Genomic DNA, 4,546 nt, shown 5'->3' on the forward strand with positions numbered 1-4,546 from the left:
TGGGCGGCTTTGGCGGCCTGTTCGACCTCAAGGCGGCGGGTTTCGTCGACCCGCTGCTGGTCGCCGCCAATGACGGCGTCGGCACCAAGCTGAAGCTCGCGATCGAGTGGGACCGCCATGAGGGCGTCGGCATCGACCTGGTCGCGATGTGCGCCAACGACCTGATCGTGCAGGGGGCAGAGCCGTTGTTCTTCCTCGACTATTACGCCAGCGGTCGCCTCGATGTCGGCATCGCCGAGCGGGTGATCGCCTCCATCGCCGAAGGGTGTCGGCAGGCGGGCTGCGCGCTGATCGGTGGCGAGACGGCGGAGATGCCGGGCATGTACGCCGAGGGCGACTATGACCTGGCCGGCTTCTGCGTCGGCGCGATCGAGCGCGAGGCGCTGCTCACCGGCGCGGCGATCCGGCCAGGCGACGTGGTGCTGGGGCTGGCGTCGAGCGGGGTGCATTCCAACGGCTTTTCGCTGGTCCGCCGCCTTGCCGCCGACCGCGGGTGGAAGCTCGACCGGCCGGCCTTGTTCGATCAGGATCGGCTGCTGATCGACTGGCTGATGGCACCGACACGCATCTATGTCGCGAGCCTGCTGCCGCTGCTGCGCGAGCGGCGCATCCGCGGGCTGGCGCACATCACCGGCGGCGGCCTGCTGGAGAATATCCCGCGCGTGCTGCCGGAAGGGACGCGGGCGGTGATCGACGCCGACGCCTGGCCGCAGACCCGGCTGATGGCGTTCCTCCAAGCGCAGGGGGCGATCGAGCCCGAGGAGATGGCGCGCACCTTCAACTGCGGGATCGGCATGGTCGCGATCGTCGCCGCCGCCGACGCCGACGCCGTTACCGCCGCGCTGGAGCAGGCGGGGGAGACGATGTTCCGTATCGGCGCGATCGAGGCGGGCACGAAGGGCTGCACCGTCAACGGCAGCGCCGGAACCTGGAGCGCGCGCGCCGCTTGGTCTGGCTCGCATGACGGCTGACCAAGCCAAGGTAGCGGTGCTGATCTCCGGTCGTGGCACCAACATGATGGCGCTGGTCGAGCAGGCGAGCGGGTATGAGGTCGTGCTGGTCGCGTCCGACAGGCCCGACGCAGCCGGGCTGGCCTGGGCGCGCAATCGCGGCCTTGCCATCTTCGCGCAGTCGCCGAAGGGGATCGGCAAGGCGGCGTATGAGGATGCGCTCGACGCGGCGCTACGCACGGCGGGAGCCGGCACGATCGCGCTCGCCGGCTATATGCGCCTGCTCTCCGATGGCTTCGTCGCGCGTCGGCGGGGGCAGATCGTAAATATTCACCCCTCGCTGCTTCCCAATTACAAGGGGCTCGACACCCACGCGCGCGCGATCGCGGCAGGCGATGCCGTCGCGGGATGCTCGGTTCACCTCGTCACCGAGGAGCTCGATGGCGGCGAAGTGCTGGGCCAGACCGAGGTGGCGATCCTGCCCGGCGACGACGCCGACACGCTTGCCGCGCGGGTGCTCACCGCCGAGCATCGCCTCTATCCGACCATTCTCGCAGAGTTCGTGACCCGATGACCAGCCCGCTCGACCGCATTCGCGCTGCCGCGCTCGCTTTGCCCGAGGCTGAGGAGGCGCTCGACGATCGCGCGACGGTTTTCCAAGTCGATGGCAGGCCGTTCGCGAAGCTGTCTAGCACTATGCTTCATGTCCTGGCGATTAAGGAGGTATTCGACGACATCGACCTTGCCGGCGATCCCGACTGGACTACCGTCGAGGACCAGATCGCGCTCGGATGGGAACTCGCCGCGCCGCGCCGGTTGCTCGAGGCGGGCGGACGATGAGCGACACCTCCGCCGCCGCGAGTCGCCGCCGCTGGATCAGCATCGCCGAGCTGGTCGCGCTGATCGGCGTCGTTATCGCCGCGCTTGGGCTCTGGAACAGCTGGACGGACCGCCGTGAGAGCCGCGCCGCCCGCGCCGCGATGGATATGGCGGGCGCGCGCGAGCGTGGCCGCGTCGACCTGACCGGCACCGCGCGCAGCGGCGGCGAACTGCTGCTCGCCGATCCGCGCCACGACATCCAGGACGTGACGATCGCCTTCCCGAGCGTGCTGAGGGTCTCGACGCAGCACCCGCTGACCGATCCGGTGATCGATGCCGAACCGCTGCGCGACGCCCTGCTCAAGGGCAATCACCACCATGCCGGGCGATTGCCGGTACTGGTGACGACACGGATCGTCGACGGCGACGCGGCGCACAGCGCCAGCTCGATCTACGACGTCGTCTGGCTCGCCGAACGACCGCTAGCGGGGCTGGGCAAGCGGCGGCTGCGGTTGGAGAGCCTGCGCCTGCATCAGCATGGCGGCGATCAGCGGGCGCTCGATGCGCTGTGGGCGCGTGAGGCGGCGACCCGAGCGCGCTGATCCGCTCGCGTCGTCCTAGCCGACGATCTCGTCGGGCTGGAAGAAATAGGCGATCTCGGTCGCTGCATTCTCGTCCGAGTCCGACCCATGAACGGTGTTCGCCTCGATCGACTCGGCCAGTTCCTTGCGGATCGTGCCAGGTTCGGCGTTGGCGGGATTGGTAGCGCCCATGACGTCGCGATTGCGCTGCATGGCATTGTCGCCCTCCAGCACCTGAACCACCACCGGGCCGGAGATCATGAACGATACCAGGTCGTCAAAGAACGGCCGCTCGCGATGGACGGCGTAGAAGCCCTCGGCCTGCTCGCGGCTCATCAGGATGCGCTTCGAGGCGACGACGCGCAGGCCCGCCTCCTCCAGCATCCTGGTGACCGCGCCGGTCAGGTTGCGGCGGGTGGCGTCGGGCTTGATGATCGAAAAGGTACGGTTCGCGGCCATGACGGACATGGGCTCCTGATTGGCAAAGCTGGGAAAAGTGGCGTCGCCCTAGTCGCGGAGCGGCGGCATGGCAACCGGCGCGGTCATGCCGCCTGGCTCCAGCGGCCGTCATCATCCTGCTTCCAATAGCGCCGCTCGACATCCTTGCGGTCCGACAGCGCCCGCCATGCCGCCCGGGCTGCCTCGACGACATCGTCGCCGAAGAAGTGGAACGCGCGCTCGAACGCCAGCGCCTCCTCGCGCCAGACGCCGTCGACCAGCGCCACGAAGCGGGCATTGTTGGCGGGCTCGCCGGCCGCGGCGATCAGCACCGGCTGGTCGGCATCCGCATCGCCGCCGGCCTGCGCGTGCGGCAGGAAGCTGTCGGCGGCGTAGACCCATAACTGCCGGTCGAGCGCCGCGCGCTGCTCTGGATCGGCCGCGACCACCAGCAGGCGACCGCCACCCGCGACCACCCGCTCGGCGATGCGCGGCAGCGCCCGCTCCACCGCCGTCGCGGTCAGGTGGTAGAAGTCGACCTGCAGCGGCTCACCCCTCGAACCGGTCGGCCACATAGCGGTCGAGCAACCGCACGCCATAGCCGGTCGCGCCCTTGTCGTGGTGGCTGCCAGGCTTGTCCGACCAGACCATGCCGGCGATGTCGAGATGCGCCCAGTGCACGCCCTCGTCGACGAAGCGCTTGATGAACTGCGCCGCGGTGATCGACCCTGCGCCCTTGCCGCCGATATTCTTCATGTCGGCGATGGGGCTGTCGATCATCTTGTCATAGGCGTCCGCCAGCGGGAAGCGCCACAGCAGGTCGCCGCTCGCCTTGCCCGCGGCCAGCAGCGCGTCGGCCATCGCGTCGTCGTTGCTGAACAGGCCGCCATGCTCATGGCCCAGGCTGACGATCATCGCGCCGGTGAGGGTCGCCAGGTCGACGATCGCTTTGGGCTTGAACATCTTTTGCGTCCAGGTGATGGCGTCGGCCAGCACCAGCCGCCCCTCGGCGTCGGTGTTGAGCACCTCGATCGTCTGGCCGGACATCGAGGTGACGACGTCGCCCGGACGCTGCGCATTGCCGTCGGGCATGTTCTCCACCAGCCCGACGACGCCGACGACGTTCGCCTTCGCCTTGCGCAGCGCCAGCGCCTTCATCGCGCCGACGACCGCACCCGCGCCGCCCATGTCCCACTTCATGTCCTCCATGCCGGCGGCGGGCTTGATCGAAATGCCGCCGGTGTCGAAGGTCACGCCCTTGCCGACGAACGCCAGTTCGGGGTCGCCCTCCCCAGCACCGTTCCAGCTCAGCGCCAGCACCCGCGCTTCACGCCGCGATCCCTGGCTGACGCCAAGCAGCGCGCCCATGCCGAGCTCGGCCATCGCCGCTTCGTCAAGGACGGTCAGCGTCAGGCCGAGCCCCTCGACGCTGGCGGTCACCTGCGCGACGAAGCTTTCGGGATAGAGGATGTTGGGCGGCTCGGCGACGAGGGTGCGGGTCAGCGCCATGCCTTGGGTGACTGCATCCTGGTGCGCCCAGGCCGTGTCGATGCCGTCGGGAGCGCCCGCGACGACGATGCGGGTCAGGGTCGGCTTGGCCTTGTCGGCCAGCTTGGTGCGATAGATGTCGTGCCGCCACGCCCGCTGCGCCGCCGGCGATGAGCACGCCCGCACTGATCGGCACCTTGAGCAGCCGGTGGATGGCGACCATCAGGGCGGCGCTGATCTGCACCGTCGGCCCCTCGCGACCGACCGATC

6 protein-coding genes and 2 pseudogenes are annotated in these 4,546 nt (G+C 69.3%); 4 read left to right on the top strand and 4 right to left on the bottom strand.

Annotated elements, in window-relative coordinates:
- The 4 genes from purM to HUU96_RS11700 all read left to right on the top strand — a co-directional run.
- On the top strand, positions 1 to 971 hold a 971-nt coding region (gene purM, locus HUU96_RS11685; protein WP_174292963.1), incomplete at its 5' end, for a phosphoribosylformylglycinamidine cyclo-ligase.
- Complete coding sequence (gene purN, locus HUU96_RS11690) at positions 961 to 1,524, top strand: phosphoribosylglycinamide formyltransferase (RefSeq protein ID WP_174292964.1); 564 nt, start codon at positions 961 to 963, stop codon at positions 1,522 to 1,524. The genes purM and purN, both read left to right, overlap by 11 nt.
- Positions 1,521 to 1,790, top strand: coding sequence for an MmcQ/YjbR family DNA-binding protein (locus HUU96_RS11695; RefSeq protein WP_174292965.1), 270 nt, complete (start codon positions 1,521 to 1,523; stop codon positions 1,788 to 1,790). The genes purN and HUU96_RS11695 overlap by 4 nt, the downstream gene beginning before the upstream one ends.
- A complete protein-coding gene (locus HUU96_RS11700; protein WP_174292966.1) occupies positions 1,787 to 2,371 on the top strand; it encodes a hypothetical protein in 585 nt (194 codons plus the stop codon). Before HUU96_RS11695 ends, HUU96_RS11700 begins: the two co-directional genes overlap by 4 nt.
- A 15-nt stretch (positions 2,372 to 2,386) precedes the next feature.
- On the opposite strand, the gene ndk is transcribed toward HUU96_RS11700, so the two are convergent.
- From ndk to HUU96_RS15380, 4 genes and pseudogenes are all read right to left on the bottom strand, one after another.
- The gene (ndk, locus tag HUU96_RS11705) at positions 2,387 to 2,809 is read right to left on the bottom strand and encodes a nucleoside-diphosphate kinase (RefSeq protein WP_174292968.1); all 423 of its coding nucleotides are present in this window, start codon (positions 2,807 to 2,809) and stop codon (positions 2,387 to 2,389) included.
- Between the two features lie 83 nt (positions 2,810 to 2,892).
- On the bottom strand, positions 2,893 to 3,333 hold the full coding sequence (locus HUU96_RS11710) for a DNA polymerase III subunit chi (RefSeq protein ID WP_174292969.1): 441 nt from the start codon (positions 3,331 to 3,333) through the stop codon (positions 2,893 to 2,895).
- Positions 3,334 to 3,337: 4 nt separating this feature from the next.
- Positions 3,338 to 4,444: pseudogene (locus HUU96_RS11715) on the bottom strand (leucyl aminopeptidase); the annotation flags it as partial.
- Positions 4,395 to 4,546, bottom strand: a pseudogene (locus tag HUU96_RS15380) (chloride channel protein); the annotation flags it as partial. The pseudogenes HUU96_RS15380 and HUU96_RS11715, both read right to left, overlap by 50 nt.

It is taken from the genome of Sphingomonas bacterium (genome assembly GCF_903644135.1).
Taxonomy (GTDB): domain Bacteria; phylum Pseudomonadota; class Alphaproteobacteria; order Sphingomonadales; family Sphingomonadaceae; genus Sphingomonas.

What these genes read in the sequence shown, in the direction of transcription:
- purN (WP_174292964.1), top strand. Translation starts at nt 961, where the DNA reads ATGACGGCTGACCAAGCCAAGGTAGCGGTGCTGATCTCCGGTCGTGGC.
- HUU96_RS11695 (WP_174292965.1), top strand. Translation starts at nt 1,521, where the DNA reads ATGACCAGCCCGCTCGACCGCATTCGCGCTGCCGCGCTCGCTTTGCCC.
- HUU96_RS11700 (WP_174292966.1), top strand. Translation starts at nt 1,787, where the DNA reads ATGAGCGACACCTCCGCCGCCGCGAGTCGCCGCCGCTGGATCAGCATC.
- ndk (WP_174292968.1), bottom strand. Translation starts at nt 2,809, where the DNA reads ATGGCCGCGAACCGTACCTTTTCGATCATCAAGCCCGACGCCACCCGC.